A 23197-nucleotide genomic window follows, 5' to 3' on the forward strand; every position below is an offset into this window, starting at 1 on the left:
CAATAAAAAGTCTTTTCAAGGGCTAACGTACCACCTCGAAAAAAGACTCTCTTTGTTATATTTAGTTTGATAAAGTGATAGTAATTAATAAATCCACTTTATCTAGCTCGCACCATCCTAGATTCTCTGAAAAGTATTTTATTTATTAATCTTATTCGCTTCATAATTATTATAAATTATTTCCGTGCTTTGAAAATTTTTTTACCCAAATTAATATATTCATTAATATTATCTTCTAAAGTTTTAAATCCCAGTTCAGCAATACTGGGATTTAGTAAATCAACACCAGCATCTTTAAGAATATCCAAAGGATTTTTTGTTCCTCCAGCTTTTAAGAATTTATTAATATATTTTTCAAGCACAACAGTCCCTTCCTCTTTATATTTGTTGAAGAAGATGCTCGCTACTAATTGCCCAATGGCATATTTATAGACATAAAAACCATAATAGAAATGAGGTACATAGATAGCTGGAACTGCATCTATTTCCTTGTATTTAGGATTTTTTTTAATTGTATATTTTTTATGATTTTCAAAATACACTTTAGATATTGCTTTAAATGATCCTAGTGGAACACCTTTATCGATTTGATCATAAAGGTCTAATTCATAATTAGCTCATTCAACTTGTCTAAAAACAGTTCCAATAAAGCCATTAACTTTTTGTTCAGCTATTTTGAATTTCAATTTAACATCATCACTCTTTTTAGCAAGATAATCAAAATACATGAGTTCATTAAAGATGGAAGCGATTTCTGCAACAAATATTTTGTATTCAGAATTCATAGCATTATTATATTCACATGAATAGTAACTATGCATTGAATGACCCATTTCATGAGCCAATGTTTCTGCTGATCTAATTGTCCCATCAAAGTTCATTAGAATTAATATTTTGTCCATTCCATAAGCACCACCTATAGAATATGCACCTGATTGCTTGTTTTTAACTGGCATAAAATCCACTCAATTACTTTTAAGTGCTTCTTTAACTTTGTCTTCATACTCTTTACCAAATGGCTTAACTGAATTTAAAACATCTTTAATGGCATCCTCGGGTGAAATTTTTAAGTTATTATTAATCATTTCAACATTTTTATCATATTTAGTTAATGGAGTACCGAATTTTGTTTTATAAAACTTTTTGTGGGCATTATTGAATTTACGAACTAATGGAACATTACTTTGCACAGAAGTAAATAGTGTTTCAAGAAGTTTTCTTGATGATCTATCACTAAATAATAATGCGTCAATTGCACTTTTGTGACCCTCAATAAGTCCCATTGTTGACTCTTCTTTTTTATGTTGATAAAGAAGATTAGAAAGAGAAGATTTATGTTTTAAAAATGCATTAAAATAAGAAATTTGAGAGGTTTTTCTCACTTTAGCATCTTTGTGTTTTGATAATTCGACTCTATTAGCATTTGTAATCTTGATTTTCTTACCAGATGTTGTTGTGGCATAACCAAATTCTATTTCCGAATTAGTCAAAATGCTAAATGGTTCAAGAGCCGAAATATCAGCTCTAGATTGTTTAATTCTAAAGGCTTGAATTTCTTTTGATAGTTGGTATTTTTTTTCTTCTAATTTATTTTCAATATGAAACTTGTATGGTTTAAATTTTGGTAATTTAGCTCATTTTACAAGTTTTGTTGAATTTTTAAAAAATCTAATGTCTTCAGATCCTAATTCTTGCTTAATTTGATATAATCCATATTGCATTTTATCCATGTATTTATTTGCATTTGGATCAATAACATTGATAGAAATAGAGTTAGAAAGATAATTAAATAAAACATTGACTTTCTTTGCTAGGGCATCCTCTTGTTTAAGATATTTTAAATATGATTCTGCTGAATCGTATTTGTTGTCTTTTATTTTGATTTCTTTTTTTAATTCATTTAGAACATCCTCGATTGCTTTATTTGGTGTTTTACCACCTAATAATTCATCTAGATTTCATTTGTATTTCTTTTCTACGTCTTTGTGTGTTTTATATTCTTTGGCCATATGGATTCCTTTTCATAATTCTAATCGTACGTTACGCCCTTTAAATCTCTTAAATAATTAACAAAGAAGTTAAATCCTTTATCAATATCTAGTTCACCTTTCTGCTTTAAATACTTTTTATTTCTGCATAATTGAAGCAAATTACTGTATATTTCATTTTCATTCGTTGTCGGTTCTAAGCCTAATGAAATTATTTTCTTTGGATAATACTTAGTTAATAATTTGTATGCCTCATTAAATAATTCGCGCTGGGGAATAATACTTATTTTAATTGAACCAATGACCGAAAGTTTCACTCCAATTAAATCATCTTCAAATTTTGGTCATAATATACCAGGGGTATCAAGCAAATGGATGGTGCCAGTATTAACTCATTGCTGGCCTTTTGTAACTCCTGGCATATTCCCAACTTTAGTTTTGGACTTATTGGCAAGCAAATTAATAAGCGTTGATTTCCCTGAATTAGGAACCCCAACCACCACGGCCCTTAATCGAGGTTTTAATAAGCCTTTTTTTATATCTTTTGCTCTTTTTGGTGCTAAGAGTCTTTCAGCTTCTTTTAAAATTTTCTTTTGGGCTGTTTTTTTCTTCAATGAAACAGTTACAACTCCATCTTTTGCATGATTAAAAGTTTTTAGAATTGATGGTAATTTATCTAAATCAGCTAAATCTGTTTTGGTAATTACAAATAACCTGGGCTTATTGGGAGATATTTTATCAAACTCTTCATTATAAGTAGATAAAGGTGCTCTTGCATCTAGCACAACAATAAAAAGATCAACTAATGGTGCTTTTTCTTTTATTTGATTAATGGCTTTTGCCATATGTCCCGGGAATCATTGAATCATAATTACTACATTATAAAGTAATTAATAAGTTCATCAATAAGGAACTACAAAAACATTATTATTCAAAAATGCAACATATATAATTAAACCAATCAAAAAGAAACTGCCAATTGCATCTCTTCATGTTAATTTATATTGTCTATATCTAGTTCTCTTTTTGTAAGGATCATAACCTCTTGTTTCCATGGCGTTTCCAAGGTCTTCAGCTTTAGAAAATGCTGAAACAAATAAAGGAATAATTAGTGTAGTCATGGATTTAGACTTGGATTTTAATCCACCATTTTTAAAGTCAACACCCCTTGACGATTGCGCTTTCATGATTCTTTGGGCCTCTTCTAAAAGTGTGGGAATAAACCTTAACGCGATGGAGATGATCATTGCGATGATATGCACAGGTACCTTAACTAATTTAAGTGGTAATAATAAATCTTCAATCCCTTTTGTCATCCCCATTGGTTTGGTTGTAGATGTTAATAATGTTGTTGTTAATATCATAATGTAGATTCTTAGAGTGATGATAAGAGTCTGATACACGACAGGATAATTAATAGCAATAATTCATCATGTGATTTCAAATGTAGTAGGCAATTCAGGGTGAAGACCAGGTTTAAGTGGACTCATAATAAAAATATTAATAATAAATAAAAAAGTGCCGATGAAGAATGCTGGTTTTAAAATGGAAAATAATTGTCTTTTTCTCAATCCGGAAATAAGAAAAGCAAAAAAAATGGGAGAAATAATAATGGCCTGTGAAATAAAAGACTTTGCCAAAAATACAAGTACAATAATTATAATATTAGCCATTATTTTTATTCTTGGATCCATTTTATGAATAAATGAATTGCCTGGAACGTATTTCCCGACTGAGATATTTTTCATGTTACCCTAACCTCTTAACGAGTTTATCAATATTATTCACTTTACCAATAACTAGTCCTTTGCTCTCAAGTTCGTGGACTAATGAGACTAATTTAGGAGTTTCTAACTCATTTTTTTTCAGTAAATCCTTGTTATATAAAATATCGATTGTTTTACCATCCTTCACGATACGTCCTTCTTTGAACACAATTGTTCTATTTGAATAACTAAGAGCGTGATCAAGATTATGGGTAACTACCACAATTGCTTTGCCTTCTTTGTGAATTCTTTGGAAGATTTTATACATAGCTATTTCACCTTCTGGATCAAGTCCTGCAGTTGGCTCATCCAAAATTAGGATATCAGGTTCCATTGAAAGAATTCCAGCTAAAGCCACCCTTCGTTTTTGCCCACCAGATAATGAAAAAGGTGAAACGCTTAAATAGGATTCATCAAGACCAACTATTTTAATATATTTTTTTGCTAATTTTTTTGCCTTATCTTTATCCATTCCCAATGAAATAGGACCAAAAATAATATCCTTTTCGATTGTTTCTTCAAATAACTGATATTCTGCAAATTGAAATACAATTCCCACTTTTTTTCTTTGTTCTTTAATGCCTTTTAGTTTTCTTTTTGTGTTAATAATTTTTCTTCCATCAATAATTACCTCTCCAGTGGTAGGAATTAATAAAGCATTCAAATGTTCAATAAAAGTTGTCTTACCAGACCCTGTTTGTCCAATAATAGAAACAAATTCCCCTTTGTTTATGATACAATTAACATCAAATAACGCTTGGAATTCTGAATAACCACCCTTATCAAAAGTGTGACTTAACTTATTTGTTATTATTTGCATAATTCACGCACCAATTCTTCACGGTTATATGTTGTTTTTACACGATCGATCTTTGAAGAAACTTTATATATAAATGGTGCATCAATTTTAGCTAATTTTGTTATTCTCTTATTAGATAAAATATCTTGGGGCGGTCCTGAAGCAACAAGTTTTCCTTGGGAAAAAACGAAAATTTCGTCAGCTAATACAGCCTCATCCATATCATGAGTGATAGAAATAATAGTTTTATTTTTTTCTCCTTGAATTTTTTTGATTAAAGAAATTATTTCTTTTTTGCCTTTAGGATCTAACATGGATGTAACTTCATCAAAAATAATGATATCTGGATCAAAAACCAGTGTTGATGCAATGGCAACCCTTTGTTTCTGACCACCAGATAATGACTGAGGCTCATGCTCAAGATGGGTTACCATGCCAACTAGTTTAGAAAAGTGCATAATTTTTTCCTTCATAGCTGATCTGGTAATATTTTTATTTTCAAGACCAAAGGCAATATCGTCTTCCACAGTTGAACCAATAAATTGATTATCTGGATTCTGAAAAACGATGCCTATATGAGCTCTGATTTTTCTCAAATTATTTTTATTAATTTTAATTCCGTTAATTTCTATGTAACCTTCTGTGGGTTTATAAAGCCCAACAATTAATTTAGAAAGTGTTGATTTCCCTGATCCGTTATGGCCAAGAATTGCTATGTATTTTTTATCTGGAATTTCTAACGAAACGCCATCTATGGCGTTTTTTTCAAAATCAGAATATTTAAATTTAAGATTCTTTATTTTAATCATATGTAAATTATATATACAAAATGAAAAACTCAACATTTATAGTTTGTCAAAATATTTTTTATCAAACACGGCAATATATGGGGCATTTCTAAGTTTTTCTTTAACATCTAAACCAAACCCATATACGAATTTATTGGGAACTTTAAAGCCGTATTTATCAACTTTAAATTTAACGATTTGACCTTCTGGCTTATAAAGAAGAGTGAGAACTGTTAATGATTTTGGATCACGTTTCTTCAAAATATCAATTGTTTTTTTCAATGTCCTTCCAGAATCAACAATATCTTCCACAATCAAAACATCTTTATTAGCAATATTTGATTTTAAATCCATAATAATTTTGACCTGCTTGTTACTTTCCATTTTTCCAGCAAACGAGGAAACAGTCATAAAATCTAATTTATGTTCAACTTTAATACTTTTCATAAGTTCCGCCATAAAGGGAATGCATCCTTTTAACAACCCTATTAAAATTAGTTCTCTTGAACCTTTATACTTATGATCTACCCATTTAGCAAGTTCGACACATTTGTCTTCAATTTGGCTTCTGGTAATCAAAATTTCTTTTGCATATTTATCATTAGTCATATGCAAATTATAAATTAAAAACTAATAATTTATGAGTTTTTAATTGAAAGTATTTTCACTTTGTATTTCTTTGATGATAATACGGTTGCCACATCACCTTTTTCCATTCCTAAGATGGCTTTGGCCAGTGGAGATTTATTTGATATTTTGCCTTCAAAGGGATTAGTCTCTAGTGTACCAACAATTATGTATGCTTCTTTGACTTTAGTCGAAACAATTTCAATTGTAACAGAAGAGCCAACTGAAACTTTATAGGCAGATAAAGCATTTTTCTTAACAATCTCAGAGTTTTGAATGATTGCATCTATATTTTTGATTCTGCTTTCGATTTCACCTTGTTTTTGTCTAGCTGCATCAAACTCAGCATTTTCAGATAAATCGCCAAGTGCTCTAGCATCTTTAATGGCTTCGATCACTTTCGGTCTTTCAATATCAATCAGAAACTTAAGTTCATCTTTTAGTTCTCTTTGACCTTCTTTTGTTAATATGTTTTTTTCTATAATCATTTTTTTCTCCAATATCTATTTATTTTATCAAATTATTTGGCAATAGTAATTATTCCCTTGCCTATTTTTTTATCGTAATCTCTTCTAATTCCAGTTAATTTTGTATATCCTAGTAATTTTTTAATTTCTTTACCATGAGCATTAACAATAAAAATAAGTCCGCCCTGTTTTAATTTTTTATAATTCTCATCAAATATTTCATTAATATAAACAGAAGTGTCAATGATAATAGTATCTGGGTTATTCTTGTCAACTTTTTGTTTAGCAAGTTTCATTAGACTGGTTTTTATATATTTATCATTGTTAAGAACATTTGTTGTTTTGTAACTATTCCGTAAAATAGTGTTAATAATATATTCAAGTTGGTCATCGCATAAGGGCTTTTTTGTTTTTTCCTTTAAGTCCCAAAGCATCATGCCATGATCTTTTCTATCTTCAATATTTTTGATTGACTCATCAATAACATTATCATAATTGTTGCCTATATATTTACTCTTAATTTTCTTTAACTTCCATTTCATTCATAACCAAGCACAAAACATAATGATTAATGCTACAAAAATAGAAGCAATTAGAATCCATCTAACTGTGTTGTTCATTTATTCTCCAGTATCTTCCATGTATTCGTTGAAAATCTTTTCAACTAATGGTCATTCATCTTCTTCAATTAGTGAAAGTTTTTTATTATCATCAATTTTTGCTGAAAATACCTTGTCCTTAACACTATAAAGAATAAAATTGTCGCCATTGGCTTCAAATGTAAAAAGTATTTCACCTTGTAGTGTTTTGCCATCTTTGGTTTCAATATTAATTAATTTGTCTTCATCTTCCATGTATCTATTATATTCAAAAATATTAAAGTCTTGCTAAATAGTCTTCAAGAATTAATTGAGCAGCAATTTTATCTTTGTAAGCCTTTCTTTTTTTTCGCGTTAATCCTGCTTTGATCATAATTTCATGGGCTCGTTTAGTTGTGCCATATTCATCAATTCTAATAACTTTAATGTTTATCGTATTTTTAATCAAACTTTCTACTTCTTCAACCATTAATGTTGTCTCGGATTTATCGCCTGAAGGGTATGTCGGATATCCAATAACAATGGTATTTATTTCATATTCTTCAAGATATTTTATAATTTTATTTATTAGACTATCTCAATCTTTTTCATCAAACCTAAAATTTTCTTTACCTTGGGCGGTAATATTTAACTCATCACTGATAGCGATTCCACATGACTTTTTACCAATATCTAATCCTAATATGCGCATATTATATTTTGCCCATCACAAAATCAAGGCCACCATCAACACTTGTCTCTGGATAATGATCTTTAAATGCTTGAATCGCATCATATTTAACTGACCCAACCGCCACCAGTTTACCATTGCCAACTTTGGCTTCAATGATGATAATAGCATCAGGAAAAGTATTTCGTAATTGAAGTGTCTTGGCTTTGATTAAACCTGGATTAGTCACCTCTTCAAAATAAATCATTTTTCCATTAACTAATTTAGGTTTAATATCGCCAATATCAATGATAGATTTTTGTGATTTATAAAGTTTCTTCATATCCAACTTTACCTGCTTGGTGGCATCGATTATAGATGTGACATCATTTGGAATATCAACCTCATAATCTGGATTAAGTCTTTGATTCTTTTTAATAGCTTTTTTTAAATTAATTAATAAATTTTCTTTTTGTAGATTAATTCATTCATCAACTATGGTTTTTGATGTAATAGCTTCAACACGATAAATTCCTGTTCCTTTTGATTCAATTTTAATTATTTTAAATTTTTCGATGAGTGATAGATGGTTGATATGCGTACCACCACAAAGTTCTATAGAAACATTAAAATCAACAACACGGACGACATCTCCATAACTTTCTCCAACAAGAGCTTTAGCTCCATGTTTAATTGCCTCATCGTATGGCACTTCATTAACAACACGATTGTAATCTTTGGCAATAAAGTCATTAACAATTTGCTCTACTTGTTCATAGTCTTCTTTAGTTGGTTTCTTCTCAGTGGTAAAATCAAATCGTAACTTGTGCTCATCATTATATGATCCAGCTTGCTCAACAGAGTTGCCCAAAACTTTTTCAAGAGCAGCTGCAAGTAAATGAGTGGAGGTATGGTTACGTTCTTTATTTAATCTAGCATCTTGATTCACTGATAATTTAACCTTGAGCCCTTCAATTGGTGCATCAGTGACATGCCAATTATTGCCGTTTTTATCTTTAATAACATCAGTTACAATAATACCAGCAATTGTGCCCATATCATGTTCTTGACCACCGCCCGTGGCATAAAAAGGAGTTCTATTTGTTAAGGTATAAAATTTACCATTTTCCTCTTTAGCAATGATAACTCCTGATTCAACATCTGTATATTCATATCCGATGAACTTTGATCTTTGTTCTTGAATCAAGTTAAAAACTGCAATTTGTGATTTCATGCCTAACTCTTTTTTTCCTCTTGAGGCATTAGCATGTTTATTTTTAAAGATTTCAAATTCACTAATATTAAGTTGAATACCTTTTTCATGAAGAATATCCTTTGTTAATTCAATGGGAAACCCATATGTTTCAAATAACTTAAATGCTACAGCAAAGTCTAACTTCGTTTTGCCTTTAATAGATTTAGCTAGTAATTCTTCACCTTTTTTTATTGTGATGGAAAAAGCTAATTCCTCATCTAAAATTATTTTAGAAATTTTAGGAATATCAAATTCATAAACATCCAAAACTTGTGCCACAACAGGAAGGAGTTGGGAAAGGAACGTTGGACTTTTGACATGCAATTCTAAACCAGCACGATAAGCACGCCTTAGAAGCCTTTTGATAATATAACCCCTTGATGTATTAGATGGACGTACACCATCTTGAATGGCAACAGCAATGGACCTGATATGATCAGCAATAATCTTAAACTCCTTATTGATCTGTCTTTGTCTCTCATCTCTGACCAAATAATTTTCTATCACATATTTTGATCCTGATATTTCTTCCATTTTTCTGATAATGGGTAAAAATAAATCTGTGTCAAAGTTAGTGGGAGCATCTTGAAAAATTGAAGCGATCCGCTCAAGACCAGCACCTGTGTCAATATTTTTTTGTGCTAGAGGCGTGTAGTTACCATTACCATCATTATTAAATTCTGAAAAAACAATATTTCATATTTCCATATAACGATCATTTTCAATGCCTTCCCTTAACAGCTTAATACCAATGGATGCCCGATCATATTGAGTTCCCCGATCATAAAAAATTTCCGTATCTGGACCACATGGACCTTGCCCAATATCTCAAAAATTCATTTCTCTATCACCTTTAATCAAATGCGAAGCTTCAATACCCATCTTTAGCCAAAAATCATACGTGTCAGTGTCTTCTTCATAATATGTGATGAATATTTTTTCCTTTTCAAACTTAAAAACATCAAATAATAGATTAAATGCTAATTCAATCATGTCTTTTTTAAAGTAATCTCCAATAGAAAAATTACCGAGCATCTCGAAGAAAGTGTTATGCCTGGCAGTGATACCAACATTTTCAATATCATTTGTTCTAATAGATTTTTGAGAATTAGTTATTCTTGGATTATTTGGTATTTTAATTCCAGAGAAGTAATCCTTGAGTGTTGCCACTCCAGAGTTAATCCACAATAAAGATTTATCATTAACCGGAATTAGTGATTTAGATGAAACCTCTTCATGCCCATGTTCCTTAAAGTAATTGAGTCATATTTTTCTAATTTGTTTTGATGTTAATTTTTCCATTTTTCTCCTTATATAAAAAAACCCATAAGAGGGGCTAACGTACCACCCTCATTGAGCTTCTTTACCTGCATAGTAGGTTATCCTATTAGTCTTATAGGATTGCACTGTTCCTAATCATTGACTGCTATATTTTAATTATATATTGTTTCAGAAGAAGTGAATTCAAAAATAAAAAATGGCTTCAGTTACCTTGTATGTAACACAATATCAAAATGAGATTCATATATTTCAGAAAAGTTAACTCCTCCCTCTTCCAGATCAGTCGTTATTTCCCATTGATTATATCTTGCAACATTTAGCATAATCACCTTATGTCCAACCTGATTTCCTTGTTGAATTGGATATACAACTATATGGCACATCTAATCAAAATGCTAAACCCAAGGTTGAAAGATCATTCATAACAATGTAAAATGATTTTTACCATAACTTTTGTCTGAAAATTTTAATGCCAGTGGGAATGAATGAATTGCCTTTGAAAAGAAACTTAAAAGAACAACCCAATATTTATTGAAAATAAAATCTCTAATATAATTATTAGATAAGAGGGATTATATCCTATATCATTAACGGCATGAATTACAAAATTATTCTCTTTTTATTTTCCCATTGAAAATCATTTGCATAGATTACTCCATCTTTAAAAACTAATTCTATTGAATCCTTTATTTCAACGCTACTAAAACTAAAAATCTTCAGTCTTATATCGTTTATTATTATGTATGCACCAGGGTAAGGATTGAATCCTTTGATTTTTCTTTTCACATCATTAATTCCCATGCCAGGCAATAGTTGGCATTCTTCCTTAGTTATTTTTGGTGATAAAGTAAATTCCTTTGATTGTGGAGTAAAACTAAAATCTTTCGTTTCTATCTTGCTCATTCATGCAACTATATTTTGTTTTGCTAAATCAGCAATAATATTAAATGCATCACCGGTTGTTGTTTCTTCATCAATTGTTTGTGAAGCTTTAAAGACAATATCACCCGCATCCATTTCTTTAATCATTTCCATAAGGGTAATTCCGATCTCTTGCTCACCATTTAAGATGGCGTGGTGAATCGGTGCTGCACCTCTATATTTAGGTAATAATGACCCATGTATATTTAATGGTTTGTGTTTACCAAGTTTTAGGATTGATTGTGGTATATATTGCCCAAAGGCAAAAGTCAAAAATAAATCAAAATTAAGCAATTCTAATTCTCTAGCAATCAATGAAATCTTTTCAGGCTTAAAGATTTGGATATTATATTTTTTAGCTAATTTAGAGACTTTTGTTTCAGTAATCTTCATTCCTCTGCCTTTTTTCCGATCTGGTTGTGTGACTATACCAACAACTTCAAAGTTCTTGATAACTTCTTCAAATGCCGGTACAGAAATACCCGGAGATCCAGCTAATACTATTTTCATATAGACCCCTGTTTTTCTCCAGTAATTTTTTTATGCAAATTAATATCTTTGCTTTTAGTCGTTTGAAATGATTTTATGTCAGAATATAGTTGTTTCATTTTATTTGGATCAATCGCAAGTTTTAAAGATTCCTTTATTTTGTCAAGCACATCAAAAACATGTGCATGTTTTACAATAACAACATGGGATGGAATGTCTTTTACATCAATAAAATTAGTTCTATTAGAAAATATAATTAATGAAATAACTGGCACTTTATTTTTTGTCATTTTCATAATATGATCTATATGTTTTTGGTTTTGAGTAACCGGATTTCCAATTTTGAATGTATTATCACCTAAAACTTTTGTCCATTTATGATCATCTATTCCACCTCTAATTCCACCATTAATGGATTTGATTTCAACAACAATCATGGCTTCGCTAGAAATTATGATAGAGTCAATTTCAACCACCTTATTTTCATCATATTTATATAGGGAAGCATCAATAAATTTGTTGTTTGTGTGTTTAGCTCAAATCTTTAAATCATTATTAATTTTTTTTTCCGCTGATGTACCGATTTTTTTAATATCTTTTCGTAAGGAATTTTGTTTAGAATAAAGAAACAAAAATAATGCTACAAAAATAGTAAGAATAATACCCCCAATTGTCGCACCAAATATAAATCCCATATCTAAATTATAGAGAAAATAATATTTAAAGTGTTAATTGTATTATAAATGGGCCATTATCCCTTTATGGTAGGTTAAATAAGAACTGAAGAAAAATGACTTACTTGTCATTCTATTCTTTGGTGGATTGATTGATTTCTCTAAAAGATCTTGGAAAGGTTTAAGGATATTTGAGTTTCACATTGGTCTAGCAACATAGGTATTGACCAAACCTCTTTCATTTTAGAATATTTTATTTCAATAGGAATTATTTTATTCTCTGTGAAAACAATAAAATATGGGAATTGTTGTGATCCATAAGGTTGAAATATAAAAGTATTTCTGACGCTTTGGAATGAATTATCAATAATTTCTAAAGAATTTTTCAATAGTATATGTTTTTTAATTCTTGTAAAAATATTTCTGGCATTGTCTATAAAAATGTTTTCTAAATTCATTATGTCTTTATAGCTGATTCAGAATGAGGATTGGCAACACGTGACATTGGTGAGAAATACATAATTAATTGAGTGGCGCTAACAGTGATGTCTATTTTGCAATTGTAGTTGTAATTGGAGGACTATTAACAATCACTAGATATAGTAACATTGGATAGATTTATATGATTCAGATCATCATTGTTATTGTTAGCATTTAGTGCATCATTGGCATTACTTGTGTTCTATGGATAAGCGTATACTCCCACATTAGTATCATTAGTACTGAATGGTGTTGTCGCATCCATCATCTTAGTTAGAATGTTATGAATAAAAAAATAGTGAATACTTTTTTTATTTTTTTTACTATATAATATTTTTACTTTACAAGGAGAATCAAATGGCAAATATAAAATCAAAAGAAAAAAACATCCGAAAAATTAAGAAAGCAACAACTAGAAATGCAGTAGTTAAATCAAAAGTAAGAAAGGCTATTAAAGGTGCTAAACTTGCAGTTGCATCTGGGGATAAAGATGTTCAGATAAAAATATCATTAGCTCACAAGGAAATTAATACTGCTGTTTCAAAAGGTGTTTTCCATAAAAATAATGGTGCTCGAAAAATATCAAGACTAGACAAATCTGTAAATAAAGCATAAAAACTGTTTATTCACAGGTTTTTTTATTCATCTTTTGTAAGTGAATCGGCATCCAAGTTATGAAATACTTCTTGAATATCCTCATCGTCTTCTAGTTTATCGATAAAAGCAATAATTTTATTTGCTTTTTCAAATGGCAATTTAACTTCTTGGTTAGGGACATATGCTACTTCAGCAGTGATAAATTCACTGATACTATTTTCCTCTAATATATCTTTGACCGTCTGAAGAACATTAGGTTCAGTATAAACAATAAATGTATTCTCTGTGGAAATAAAGTCATCGGCGCCAGCTTCAATGGCCATCATCATCGTTTCTTCTTCATTAAGTTTACTTTGCGAAAATTCTAATATACCTTTTCGATCAAAAATATAATGAACAGATGATGGTCCACTCAAAGATCCTCCAGCTTTATTGAAATATGACTGCATATTAGCAGCAACTCTATTAACATTATTAGATAGGCAATTAATTAAAAATGATATCCCTCTTACATTACCAGCATAAATAATTTCTTTAAAAGAAGATGCATCAACTTCACCTGAACCTTTGGAAATTGCTTTTTCAATATTTTTCTTTGGCATTGATTTTGCTCTTGCCTTAGAAATTGCCAACCTTAAAGAAGCATTTGTATCTGGATCATTGCCCCCAAGAGCAGCAGCAACCATAACTTCTTTTGATAATTTAGCAAACTCTTTTGATCTAAAAGCATCTTGTGCTCCTTTTCTATGTCTTATATTTGCCCATTTACTATGTCCAGCCATTATTGCCTCTTTTCATTGAGTTAATTATAATATGAAAGACCAAAAATAAAAGTATAAATATCCATTAAAGACTTTTATAAAAAATAAAAGTATAATGTTTATATGAAATTTAAAGATTTAATAAATATCATGGGTACACCACAAAAAAATAGATATAGTCATAGGGAGTATGATATTTTTTTAAATGAAGAAGAAATCAATAAGATGACAGGAGTTACTTTTAAGCTTCATAGTGATGTTTATAAAAGGGTACGGAATTTTCCATCACCACAATATGATGTTATATATATATTAAGAAATAAAAAGGCTTTTAATACAGCACTTTTTAAGATAAACTATGATGTCATCGTAACTGGTAAAGATGGCATTATTTTGAAAATATTTATTGATTTAGGTCCTGGATTTATATCGAAATACTTTTCAGATGGCAATAAAATATTTTTCTGTTCCGTGGGAACAATTAATAATTATGACATTAAGATCAAAGATCTGATGACTCTTAGATGAAGGTTTTTAAAAAATAAGCAATAGCTTATTTTAGTCGATGTTTTCTTTTTTAAGGGGTGTAGGTATTTTTATTCTTTTGTGTTCAGTTATATTAATTTGGTGTTGTATTTTATCTCTAATAATTTTATTGACTATTTCGCCATTAATGAACTTATCAACTTCATCATACGAAAAGCCCAGTTCATCTTCGTCATTTTGACCTTCTCATAATGCTGCTGAAGGTTTTTTCGTTCAAACATTTTGTGGCAAGTCCATGTCTTGGGCCATTTGTTTAACTTCCCCTTTTGTGAGATTAACAATCGGCAATAAATCAACTCCACCATCACCATGTTTTGTAAAATATCCTAAAATTCATTCTGCAGCATTATCTGTGCCTAAAACTAAATAATTATTTTCCTGAGCCACAGCATATAGTGCTGTCATTCTTAATCTTGGTTTCATATTTGTGATTGCAAGTTTGCTTTTGACAGGCGCAACTTTACTTATTGCCTTAAATGAATCAGTTAAGTCAATTAACTTTGTCTTAATATTGATTTTATCTGCAACTAATTTTGCATCAACTAAATCTTGAGCCATATCATTTATTGGTAAATAAATACCAAGTGAATTATTAGGAAAAGCCTCTTTACCAAGAGTTGCTACAACAGATGAATCAACCCCACCCGATAAACCAACAACAACCCCCTTGCAATTAGCTTTTAGAACTTGTTCTTTGATTCATTTAACTAAATAATCTTTATAGCTCATCATTATCCTCATCCCACTCCATTTCAAATCCAATAATTCTAACCATGTCACCGTTTTGTATGTTTCTTCTTCGTAGTTCTTTTCACAACCCAATATTTCTCATCATTCTATTAAATCTTTGGATATTATCAAATGTATTTAAGGGAATTCTTTCGTAAATTCTTTTAACGGCTGCTCCCCTAATTTCATAAAGACCTTCATAAGGATTTTCAATGATAATATCATCTTCCAATTTTATCGTTACTTCATCTTTTATTTTAATATCATATTCAATTGCCTTGGAATTAACAAATGCCTCATATAAAATAGCTTTTAAAGGTTCAAGCCCTTTTTCCATAACCGCCGATATTTCTACAATTTTTATATTAGGAAAAACTTCTTTAAAAACCTTTAGATGCTCATCGAAATGTTGTAAATCTTTTTTATTAGCTATAACAACTTGCTTTCTTTTATCAAGATTAATTTTATATAAATTTAATTCGTTGTTAATTTGTTTGTAATCTTCCACAGGACTTTTTTGTTCAGCCCCAAAATCAATAATATGCGCAATTACCCGACATCTTTCAATATGCTTCAAAAATTCCAAACCAAGACCTTTGCCAAGTGAAGCACCTTTGATTAAACCGGGCAAATCAGCGACAACAAAACTATTAACGCCCGTGTGAACAAAACCTAATTGTGGATCTAGTGTTGTAAAGTCATAATCAGCAATTTTTGGTTTTGCATTTGATACCTTTGATAATAAAGTTGATTTTCCAGCAGAAGGCTTACCCACAAATCCCACATCAGCTAAAACCTTAAGAGTTAATTGTAGTTCAAGAACTTCACCTTTAGTTCCATTTTCTGAAAGTCGAGGCGCTTGGTTTCTTGATGATTTAAATTTATTGTTACCTCGACCACCTTTTCCACCTTGAGCTATTAAATAATTTTTTCGATCTATCACGTCACAAATTAACCGATTATCATTAAAAACAAGCGTTCCCTCTGGAACTTTAATAAAAATATCTTTACCAGCTGCGCCAAATTGATTCTTAGCACGCCCATTTTCGCCTTTATTGCCTCTAATATTAATATTCATCTTTAGTGAATAAAGAGTATTAAGCCCTGGATCACCAACAAAATAAATGGATCCACCATTTCCCCCATCACCGCCATCTGGACCCCCCATGGAAACTCTAGCTTCCCGTCTAAAAGAAACAACACCATTGCCGCCATCTCCAGCAAATACTTTTAATTTGGCTTCATCTAGAAATTTCATAAATACATTATAAAGAAAAAGCGTATTAATCTCACTCTGCTAAAATATTCTTTTTGAATTTGGCATATATTTTTGCCAAAATTTTAATAATATTACTCAAATAGCGTCCCTTAGTTAATTTTATAATCACAAAGAGCAGGCTTCTTAATATGTTTTTTGCATCTTTAGGTTGTAATACTTTACATTTTTCAATAATGTTCATGATATCCTTTGCTTTGGTCTTGCAATTAGGATCAATATATTTCAGAAAAGTTAACTCCTCCCTCTTCCAGATCAGTCGTTATTTATCATTGATTATATCTTGCAACATAATAGCGTTCTTTAATCCTTGATTATGAATATATATAATTATAAAGATATAAAATGCATATTCTATATATGAAAATTTTGCCTAAATATGATTATTAAAATAGTCGAACATAATTCAACTATTTAGCATAAAACACTATTCTGTTGATTATTTGGGAACTACCTGACCATCATCAAATAATCTTGATTCTCTAAGAATTATTTCAGCATCATAGGAGTATACTTTGATACCATATGCAATTTGTTCAAAGTTAGAATCCAGTAATGCCACTTTACCAGTAGAACCTCCAACAACATAAAATCCATTAATTGAATCCATAAATCTTATTGAATCAACTTGTTTAGTATCTTCACTGCTTAGGGCTACACTCATCACTTTATTTATCATTTTAGGGTTGGAACCATTTAATAAAGTAGAAATATCAGTTTCAACTATCTCACATAGAAACTCTCAGGCACCTGCTCAAGTACTTCTAAAACCAACAACCTGTGATGATATGTACAATTTATTAGCATCATCAAACAGGATAGAACCTAAGATAGACATCGGTAAACCGCTTCTTCCGTTAAAATACTCTCTTCATATAGAGTATAATGTTGATAATTTATTATCTAGTGTATTCACACTCCAGCTAAAGTAAGAAGCTCCATATTGAGAAAATAATGGATCCCCATTATGAACCTGATAATTATTAAAGAAATCAGCTAAAGTTCCTCAAGTACTTGAGTCAACAATGGAAGTAATATTTTCTATATTTCCATCTAAACCAATGGTAAATGCTAATCCTCAAGAATTTAATGCCATAATTTTCCCATTGACTTCTCTTAGATCAACAATATCTCCCTTAGCCAAGAAATTAACTTCATCAACATGAACTTTTCCTCCCGATTGAATTTGATTCTTAAATTCATCAGAATTTACAAACTCCGCTAATTTTGTAGATATATTTGATGTATTAGTTAACGTTGCTAAGTTAAGTGTATTTTGTTTAACGATATTAATTCTTTGTTCTCCATTAACTTCTACTTTATAAGCCACTATGTAACTACCAGATGATGTTATTGATATTTTATCGATTGTTACATTATCGGCAATGGTTTCTTCACTAATTGAATAATCACTTTGATTAATATTCAACAATAAAGGTAAAGTAGATCCTTGTAATAGTAACACTAATTTTGTATTTCCATTTTTAGAATTTGCAAAAGAAACATTTTTTATTTCTCAATACGGGTTTTCTATATCAAATGCTGAATTGTTTTTAGTTGTTAAGAATTTATTAATTACATTAATATTAACATCATTAATAGATTGACCGGTTTCTTTATCCAAGATATGCAAAGTACCTTTTTGGGTTACTACTGCGATATGTGTAGCATCTCAATTAAATATTTTTCTAATATGTGTGTCTCGAGAATGAGTAGGTCCTAAGAGTTTTTTGCCTCATTCATATGATCCATCTGACATAAATTGTCCATCATTAGATATTTTATGAACTCTTGTATAATCGTCTCCAAAGTATATTTCACCGTTAGTATCTTTAAATTCTGCATTATATCCATTACCTGTTTGGGTTATAAATTTTGCAGAATCACCAGTACTTGCTCTTTCTCATGTTGTGGTTCATTTAGTATGATCAGCTCTTATCCCTGTTGAAGTTTCATATGCATCAATAGCTTCAAGAACTTTAAGAACTTCTGATCCACCAGTTGTTGAAGCAGCAAGGGCACTAACTGCAGCTATACTTGTTGCATTATCTATCGCATCATTAGCTGCTGTTTGAGCACTAGCAATCGCACCAAATAGTTCTACATTATAAGCATTATCATTTTGTGGAGTTTTTGCAACGATAGTTGCAATAAATCCTTTTGCTGTAGTTTTAGCGTTTTCTAAAGCTTCAACAATAGCTATTGTCCCTGTTGAAGCTTCATATAATCTAATAGCTTCAAGAACTTTGGCAACTTCTGATCCACTAGTTGTTGAAGTAGCAAGGAGATTAACTGCAGCTATATCTGTTGCATCATCTATCGCATCATTAGCTTCTGTTTTGGCATTAGCAATTGCTCCAAATAGTGATGCATCATGATTCGCAGGATCCGCTGTAGCATAACCATCCACAATGGTGGTAATAAATCCTTTTGCTGTAGTTTTAGCGTTTTCTAAAGCAATAGCTATTGTCCCTGTTGAAACTTCATATGCATTAATAGCTTCAAGAACTTTGGCAACTTCTGATCCACTAGTTGTTGAAGTAGCAAGAGCACTAACTGCAACTATACTTGTTGCATCATCTATCGCATCATTAGCTTCTGTTTTGGCATTAGCAATTGCTCCAAATAGTGATGCATCATGATTCGCAGGATCCGCTGTAGCATAACCATCCACAATGGTGGTAATAAATCCTTTTGCTGTAGTTTTAGCGTTTTCTAAAGCAATAGCTATTGTCCCTGTTGAAACTTCATATGCATTAATAGCTTCAAGAACTTTGGCAACTTCTGATCCACTAGTTGTTGAAGTAGCAAGGATATTAACTGCAGCTATATCTGTTGCATCATTTATCGCATCATCAGCTGCTGTTTTGGCATTAGCAATTGCTCCAAATAGTGATGCATCATGATTCGCAGGATCCACTGTAGCATAACCATCCACAATGGTGGTAATAAATCCTTTTGCTTTAGTTTTAGCTACTGTTAGTAAAGATGCAGTACGATTAGCATTTGCAATCGCAACATTATAAATTTCTAAACCAGTATCAGCATTAGTTTTTAATGATCCTATATTTGTTGTTCCATCAAACAAGGCATTGACCTCATCAATAGATGTGGCGCTGTCAATACTACTTAAGCCATTAGTTTTTATGTTCTCATAAGTAGTTTTAGCAGCCAAAGGTTCAATGGCATCACCCTCTAAACTAGTTGTAACTAAAGTATCAAAATAAGTTATAAACGCCTCACTACTTGCAGTTCTAGCTGCTGTCAGTAAAGATGCATCATTATCAATATTAGCTTTTGCAATCGCAGCATTATAAGTTTCTAAACCAACATCAGCGGCAGTTTTTAATGATCCTATATTTGTTGTACTAAACAAGGCCTCAACGTCCTCAATAGATAAGGCGTTGTCAATACTACTTAAGCCATTAGTTTTTATGTTCTCATAAGTAGTTTGAGCAGCAAAAGGAATAGAATTACCAACTAAAATAGTTATAGATAAATTATCAAAATAATTTGTAAACGCCGCCTTACTTTCAGTTTGAGCTGCTATCAGTAATTCTGTTGTTGTATTTTGTGCTGGTGTAGGACTTAAATCAGTAGGTGTTGCTGCTGGTATTGTTAAATCACTTGCTCCATTATTTAAAACTGCAGTAATGGTAATCGTTGTTCCAGTAGCATCATAAGTATAAGTAAATGCACCCTCAGTGGCATTACCTAATGTAATCCCGTATTTGCTTTGGGCATCATTGTCAAAAGCTCCACTGTCCACAGCATCAACACTTTTAGCAGTAGCTCCATTTGAAACTAGATTATTAATTCTTGTTTGTTCAGCATTAAGGTGTCTTTGATCATTAGCTTTTTTAGTAGCTGCAATTGCTGTTGCTGTATTTTCCGCTGGTGTAGGACTTAAATCAATAGATTCTGGTTGTGGTATTGTTAAATCACCTGCTCCATTATTTAAAACTGCAGTAATGGTAATCGTTGTTGTAGTAGCATCATAAGTATAAGTAAATGCACCCTCAGTGACACTACCTAATGTAATCCCGTATTTGCTTTGGGCAATGCTGTTAAAAGGTCCATTTTCCACAGCATCAGCACTTTTAGCAGTAGCTCCATTTGAAACTAGATTATTAACTCTTAATTGTTCAGCATCAAGGTGTCTTTGATCATTAGCTTTTTTATTAGCAAGAGCAATCGCTTTATTATAAGTTACTAATCCTGCATCGGCACCATCTCTTAATGATCCTACATCTCCTTCTGCATTAAATAAGGAATTCAGATCATTAATAGACATAGCATTGTCAATACTATTTAAGCCATCAGTTTTTATGTTCTCATAAGCAGCTTTAGCAGCCGAAGGTTCAACGGCATCACCCTCTAAACTAGTTTTAGTTAAAGCATTAAAATAAGCTGTAAATGCATTCCTACTTGTAGTTTTAGCTGCTAGTAAATTTGCAGCAGTTTCTATTTCTGTATTTTGTGCTGGTGTAGGACTTAAATCAATAGATGTTGCTAATGGTATTGTTAAATCACTTGCTCCATCAATTAAAACTGCAATAATGGTAATCGTTGTTGTAGTAGCATCATAAGTATAAGTAAATGCACCCTCAGTGACACTACCTAATGTAATCCCGTATTTGGTTTGGGCATTATCGTCAAAATTTCCCTGGGCTTCAGCATCAGCAATTTTAGCATTAGCTCCATTTGAACTTAGACTATTAACTCTTAATTGTTCAGCATTAAGGTGTCTTTGATCATTAGCTTTTTTAGCAGTGGTGTTAGCAAGAGCAATCGCATTATTATAAATTACTAATCCTGCATCGGCAACATCTTTTAATGATCCTACATCTCCTTCTGCATTAAATAAGAAATTCATCTCATTGATGTTTGAAGAAGTATTGATGCTATATACACCATCAGTTTTTATTTGGTCATAGATAGCTTTATCATTATCTGCTGTAACACCCTCATTGAAAGTAGTTACTTGTAGTGAGTCAAAATAACTTTCAAAAGCCGTAACTCTAGATGATATGTCTTCACTACTTAATGCTACCAAGAAATTGCTTACTGTAAAACTTTTGTTAGCATTAGTTACTAGCACTTCTAAAACTCCGGTTCTATCATTTTTGGTAATTTCAATGTCACTTAACAACATTTCATTTTTACCAATTGTTCCTTCTGGTAAAACTTTTATTAGTTCATTAAATATATCTATATCTAGTAAATTAGAAACTATTTCATTTGGATTAAGTAGTCCTTGTAAAGCAGTCTCTGAACCAAGTGCTTTAATAGCAAAGATTAATGTGCTTGATAATAAAAATGGACTATTTGGGCTAGTAATTCTATCTATCATCCTAGCAGTTGGTTGTTCCATCGCAGTTGTATTAAGCTCTTTATTTTTAGTAATTGCAGCTTTAATAACTGCTTCACTTTCTTTGGACCCTGATTCTAATAATTTAAGTAAAGTTACTTCACCTGTTGTTTTAACAACATTAAAAATAGCTTTAATGGTGTTAAGATTATCTTGAATTGCTGCTACACTTTGCACAATAAAACTTGCATGAGTTGAAACCGTTGCTCTTGGTAATACTCCAGTAGCTGTCAATACTAAATTATCCCCATCATCATTCATATCAATCACATTGATATTAGTAAGTCCTAATTTTAAATCTTGAAAGGTTTCTTTGAAAGTATCATATTCTCTTGACTCTATAATTTTATCATCGACTAATTTCTTTCCTGGTGTGATGTAAACCCTGTCACCATTATTCATCATTAATAATGGAACTGCTATAGCGGTTGTTACTATTGCTCCAATTCCAATGCTAGATACTATCTTAATTTTTTTCATATATATCTCCTTAGTTTAAGTATGTGTTATACCTAAAGCAAATACTACCAACATTAATTATAAAATATATTAATTTTATAAATATGAAAATATATGATATTTAAAAATAACATATCATAATTTTAACAAAAAATTATTAGACTTGCAAATCATTATGAGCGCACCTCAAATAAATGATTTATTTATAAAATTACCAAAGAATTAAATATTAAAATAAAACGAGTTCAATTATGTTTAAAAAATGTTTGTTATTTCAAGCGACAAATCTATTGCAAACAATATCCTTGAAAGTCTAAAACAAAAAGAAAATATGATGTGCCCACATGGAAAAATATATAGTGAAGAATAAGCGCAAGCGCAAGAATATTAATAGGTGTGCTGAAAAGTATAAAAAGTTAAGTAAATTTATTAGGCAAACATATGATACCTGTTAGTGTTTGAGTTAGTAGGCAATAAAACTCTTAAAGATGCATCAAGAGATCTATGGCAGGCTACATTTATAAGTATTTAGAAACTTTCCTTGATGGTTAAGTTAACAAGTCAACAGTTTATTGATTAATAAAATGTAGGATTATGGCAATTTTCTCAACCATAACTATTCAAGTCGCATTACAACATAATTTAAAATATGATAAAAGAAGAAGAAAAATTTAT

The 23197-nt window shown here is 30.8% G+C and carries 21 protein-coding genes; 2 read left to right on the forward strand and 19 right to left on the reverse strand.

Translation table 4 applies throughout. From position 1 onward, the window contains the following. Positions 1 to 176: 176 nt before the first annotated feature. The 14 genes from O3I44_RS02775 to O3I44_RS02840 all read right to left on the reverse strand — a co-directional run bounded on the left by O3I44_RS02775 (position 177) and on the right by O3I44_RS02840 (position 12761). A complete protein-coding gene (locus tag O3I44_RS02775) occupies positions 177 to 2009 on the reverse strand; it encodes a M3 family oligoendopeptidase (protein ID WP_303716969.1) in 1833 nt (610 codons plus the stop codon). Between the two features lie 20 nt (positions 2010 to 2029). After that, the gene (ylqF, locus tag O3I44_RS02780) at positions 2030 to 2857 is read right to left on the reverse strand and encodes a ribosome biogenesis GTPase YlqF (protein ID WP_303716971.1); all 828 of its coding nucleotides are present in this window, start codon (positions 2855 to 2857) and stop codon (positions 2030 to 2032) included. Positions 2858 to 2878: 21 nt separating this feature from the next. Beyond that, the gene (locus tag O3I44_RS02785) at positions 2879 to 3736 is read right to left on the reverse strand and encodes an energy-coupling factor transporter transmembrane component T family protein (RefSeq protein ID WP_303716973.1); all 858 of its coding nucleotides are present in this window, start codon (positions 3734 to 3736) and stop codon (positions 2879 to 2881) included. Position 3737: 1 nt separating this feature from the next. Then, complete coding sequence (locus O3I44_RS02790) at positions 3738 to 4574, reverse strand: energy-coupling factor transporter ATPase (protein WP_303716974.1); 837 nt, start codon at positions 4572 to 4574, stop codon at positions 3738 to 3740. After that, positions 4565 to 5362, reverse strand: a complete 798-nt coding sequence (locus O3I44_RS02795) for an energy-coupling factor transporter ATPase (RefSeq protein WP_303716976.1) — start codon at positions 5360 to 5362, stop codon at positions 4565 to 4567. Before O3I44_RS02795 ends, O3I44_RS02790 begins: the two co-directional genes overlap by 10 nt. Before the next feature lie 36 nt (positions 5363 to 5398). Further along, entirely contained in the window at positions 5399 to 5950 is a 552-nt protein-coding gene (hpt, locus tag O3I44_RS02800; RefSeq protein ID WP_303716978.1) for a hypoxanthine phosphoribosyltransferase, read from the reverse strand. 29 nt (positions 5951 to 5979) lie between these two features. After that, the gene (gene greA / locus O3I44_RS02805) at positions 5980 to 6456 is read right to left on the reverse strand and encodes a transcription elongation factor GreA (protein WP_303716980.1); all 477 of its coding nucleotides are present in this window, start codon (positions 6454 to 6456) and stop codon (positions 5980 to 5982) included. 32 nt (positions 6457 to 6488) lie between these two features. Continuing rightward, positions 6489 to 7055 carry a BC85_0335 family putative methyltransferase gene (locus O3I44_RS02810; protein ID WP_303716981.1) on the reverse strand — a complete coding sequence of 189 codons (567 nt, stop codon included), beginning with the start codon at positions 7053 to 7055 and terminating at the stop codon, positions 6489 to 6491. Beyond that, positions 7056 to 7289, reverse strand: a complete 234-nt coding sequence (locus O3I44_RS02815) for a DUF1292 domain-containing protein (protein WP_303716983.1) — start codon at positions 7287 to 7289, stop codon at positions 7056 to 7058. It abuts the gene before it with no gap. A gap of 22 nt (positions 7290 to 7311) precedes the next feature. Then, the gene (ruvX, locus tag O3I44_RS02820; protein ID WP_303716985.1) at positions 7312 to 7725 is read right to left on the reverse strand and encodes a Holliday junction resolvase RuvX; all 414 of its coding nucleotides are present in this window, start codon (positions 7723 to 7725) and stop codon (positions 7312 to 7314) included. A 1-nt stretch (position 7726) separates the two neighbouring features. Next, positions 7727 to 10240: an alanine--tRNA ligase gene (gene alaS / locus O3I44_RS02825; protein ID WP_303716987.1), complete on the reverse strand. Its 2514-nt coding sequence runs from the start codon at positions 10238 to 10240 to the stop codon at positions 7727 to 7729. Between the two features lie 579 nt (positions 10241 to 10819). Further along, positions 10820 to 11650, reverse strand: coding sequence for a methionyl-tRNA formyltransferase (gene fmt, locus O3I44_RS02830; RefSeq protein ID WP_303716989.1), 831 nt, complete (start codon positions 11648 to 11650; stop codon positions 10820 to 10822). Further along, complete coding sequence (locus O3I44_RS02835; RefSeq protein WP_303716991.1) at positions 11641 to 12324, reverse strand: nuclease-related domain-containing protein; 684 nt, start codon at positions 12322 to 12324, stop codon at positions 11641 to 11643. Before O3I44_RS02835 ends, fmt begins: the two co-directional genes overlap by 10 nt. A gap of 140 nt (positions 12325 to 12464) precedes the next feature. After that, positions 12465 to 12761 carry a hypothetical protein gene (locus tag O3I44_RS02840; RefSeq protein WP_303716993.1) on the reverse strand — a complete coding sequence of 99 codons (297 nt, stop codon included), beginning with the start codon at positions 12759 to 12761 and terminating at the stop codon, positions 12465 to 12467. Positions 12762 to 13140: 379 nt separating this feature from the next. On the opposite strand from O3I44_RS02840, the gene rpsT reads away from it, so the two are divergent. Continuing rightward, positions 13141 to 13398, forward strand: a complete 258-nt coding sequence (gene rpsT, locus O3I44_RS02845; RefSeq protein ID WP_303716995.1) for a 30S ribosomal protein S20 — start codon at positions 13141 to 13143, stop codon at positions 13396 to 13398. Between the two features lie 23 nt (positions 13399 to 13421). Here rpsT and O3I44_RS02850 read toward each other — a convergent pair whose 3' ends face one another. Beyond that, positions 13422 to 14162, reverse strand: a complete 741-nt coding sequence (locus tag O3I44_RS02850) for a YebC/PmpR family DNA-binding transcriptional regulator (protein WP_303716997.1) — start codon at positions 14160 to 14162, stop codon at positions 13422 to 13424. A gap of 102 nt (positions 14163 to 14264) precedes the next feature. On the opposite strand from O3I44_RS02850, the gene O3I44_RS02855 reads away from it, so the two are divergent. Further along, positions 14265 to 14693, forward strand: coding sequence for a hypothetical protein (locus tag O3I44_RS02855; protein WP_303716999.1), 429 nt, complete (start codon positions 14265 to 14267; stop codon positions 14691 to 14693). Between the two features lie 6 nt (positions 14694 to 14699). Here O3I44_RS02855 and nadE read toward each other — a convergent pair whose 3' ends face one another. The 4 genes from nadE to O3I44_RS02875 all read right to left on the reverse strand — a co-directional run bounded on the left by nadE (position 14700) and on the right by O3I44_RS02875 (position 22543). Next, a complete protein-coding gene (gene nadE / locus O3I44_RS02860; RefSeq protein ID WP_303717001.1) occupies positions 14700 to 15416 on the reverse strand; it encodes an NAD(+) synthase in 717 nt (238 codons plus the stop codon). Next, a complete protein-coding gene (gene obgE / locus O3I44_RS02865; RefSeq protein ID WP_303717003.1) occupies positions 15406 to 16674 on the reverse strand; it encodes a GTPase ObgE in 1269 nt (422 codons plus the stop codon). The genes nadE and obgE overlap by 11 nt, the downstream gene beginning before the upstream one ends. A 25-nt stretch (positions 16675 to 16699) precedes the next feature. After that, on the reverse strand, positions 16700 to 16876 hold the full coding sequence (locus tag O3I44_RS02870; RefSeq protein ID WP_303717004.1) for a hypothetical protein: 177 nt from the start codon (positions 16874 to 16876) through the stop codon (positions 16700 to 16702). A 255-nt stretch (positions 16877 to 17131) separates the two neighbouring features. After that, positions 17132 to 22543 (reverse strand): beta strand repeat-containing protein, encoded by a 5412-nt coding sequence (locus O3I44_RS02875; RefSeq protein WP_303717006.1) that lies wholly within the window; start codon positions 22541 to 22543, stop codon positions 17132 to 17134. Between the last annotated feature and the right edge of the window lie 654 nt (positions 22544 to 23197).

Origin of the sequence: Candidatus Mycoplasma mahonii (assembly GCF_030550815.1) — a bacterium.
GTDB classification, from domain to species: domain Bacteria; phylum Bacillota_I; class Bacilli_A; order Mycoplasmatales; family Metamycoplasmataceae; genus Mycoplasma_O; species Mycoplasma_O mahonii.